This is a genomic window from Okeania sp. SIO2B9, from assembly GCF_010672505.1.
Classification (GTDB): domain Bacteria; phylum Cyanobacteriota; class Cyanobacteriia; order Cyanobacteriales; family Microcoleaceae; genus Okeania; species Okeania hirsuta.
On sequence record NZ_JAAHGK010001305.1, the window covers coordinates 1 to 2,082 of the forward strand.

At 37.1% G+C, this 2,082-nt stretch carries 1 protein-coding gene and 1 pseudogene; both read left to right on the forward strand.

Features of this window, described 5'->3' with window-relative positions; all coding sequences use genetic code 11:
- Window positions 1–902: pseudogene (locus F6K13_RS30115) on the forward strand (ribonuclease E/G); the annotation flags it as partial.
- A 524-nt stretch (window positions 903–1,426) separates the two neighbouring features.
- A complete protein-coding gene (locus tag F6K13_RS30120; protein WP_124147620.1) occupies window positions 1,427–2,053 on the forward strand; it encodes a ribonuclease HII in 627 nt (208 codons plus the stop codon).
- Window positions 2,054–2,082: the final 29 nt, after the last annotated feature.

Sequence of the window (2,082 nt, forward strand, 5' to 3'; positions counted from 1 at the left end):
AAAATGTATATGAACTTTTTGGTCACACTTGTCCTAGCTGTAATGGATTAGGACATTTAGTTCGTTTACCAGGGGAATCAGAAATTCCGATGGAGGAAGTTAATTTGTCTGTGGTTAGTCGTACCCCAGAGGTCGAAGAAACTATGAGACCAACTATTGCTCCTCCAACTTTGGTAACAGCAACTCAAACTTCTACTGGGGAGACTACACAAGGATATCAAGAAGTAGAGTCTACTAATCATTCCTCAGATTTAGAATTGTTGAATCACCCTAGTTATCAAGAATCTAACCGACGGCGACGACGGCGACGAGTAGGAGTCGGTGAAACAATGCAAGATGAATCATTAGAATTGCAAGAAAGAGAAATGGGCACAGATATGGAATATCCTATGCTTTCAGAAGGATATCCACTAACAACACCTAATCGACGCCCGGGAAGAGAGATAATTAGACCTATTACTGAACCTCCAGAGATAGTGACAGTAGAAATGACACCTGATGAGCAAGATGTTTATGCTTTGATGGGTATTTCTCCAATAACACTTTTAGAGGAGGGAACGGTTAAAAATCCTAAATCAGTAATTATTTCTATTCAGGAACCTGGGGAGAATAGTGTTAGAGAAACAACAGAAAAAAAAGAAGATGTTGAGCTTGAGTCAGAAGTAGAGTACGAAGAGGAAGATAACGATGAAGAACCGCAATTAGAAGTAGAGGAGGTTGATTCATCAATGTCTTTAGAGTCAGAAGATCAAAGTGATTTTGATAGTGATGAGGAAAATGGTCAATACGAGGCAGAATTGAGTGATTCAGATGTCGATCTAAGTTCAGATAGCAATGACTCTGATGATTCAGGGCCAATTAGGCGTCGTCGTCGTCGTTCTTCGGCAGCTACAGAAGAATAAACAGAATTTATATTTATAGTAGGGAACAGGGAACAGTGTTCAACAATTAATAATTAATAATTAATTATTAATTATTACCTCTCCTTGAAAAGAAGAGGATTGACGCAAAAGGGAAAATTTTTTCTCCTTTAAATGAGAGGCTTTAAACCTTAATTATTCGGTAAAAGCTTTTCTCTGTCTCAAGTTCATCATCAATCTCTATCAAACACCAACTCGTTCCTTGCTATATCTATAAACCTCAGTTCTGTAATACCAATTTTAAAAAAAGTGCCACGCTTAAGTGACACTTCAGTTATTAAGTAATTAACATCTAATGAATAATTTTTTGATAATTATTAACCAGTTATTGTTAATTATTCTTATGTTTACCGATAAATTGTGGTCTAAAGCCTATCCTTTTAAGGGGATAAAAAAAAGAGAATATTCCTTATGTCAAGCCTCCTTATTCCAGAGGTACTGATAACTGATAACTGATAACTGAAAAGACTTCTCCCTTACTCCCCTACTCCCCTACTCAAGAATAAATGGTATATCCTGTTAATATAATTGAACCTATCACTGCTGGTGTGGACGAAGTAGGACGTGGAGCATTATTTGGACCTGTAGTGGCAGCAGCAGTAATTTTGCCAGAATTGGATGATTTGCCATCTCCTCTAGCTTCCCTTTATCAGGGGGGAGAAGTAACAGATAGTAAAAAATTAACAAAAAAGCGTCGTAGTCATTTGGCTAGTGAGATTCAAGCTATAGCTTTGGATTGTAAAATTGGTATAGCTTCCGTGCGCGAAATTGACCGTTTGAATATTTTACAAGCTTCTTTATTGGCTATGAAGCGAGCTGTCCTCAAGTTGAAATATAGGCCAAATTTGGTTTTGGTTGATGGGAATCAGCAAATTAAAGATTTATCTATACCTCAGAAGGTCATTGTTAAGGGAGATAGTAAGTGTTTAGCGATCGCTGCTGCAAGTATTGTGGCTAAAGTTTGGCGAGATACATTGATTATACGTTTAGCAAAAAAGTATCCTGTTTATGACTTGACTAATAACAAAGGTTATGGTACTCATAAGCACAAGCAAGGAATATTAAATTATGGGCTATCGCCTCAACACCGTCTCTCGTTTAGTCCTTGTCAGCTTTCCCTATTTACTGTTTAGTTCTAGAAATTATACACAACTAAAGCAAA

What these genes read in the sequence shown, in the direction of transcription:
- F6K13_RS30120 (WP_124147620.1), top strand. Translation starts at nt 1,427, where the DNA reads ATGGTATATCCTGTTAATATAATTGAACCTATCACTGCTGGTGTGGAC.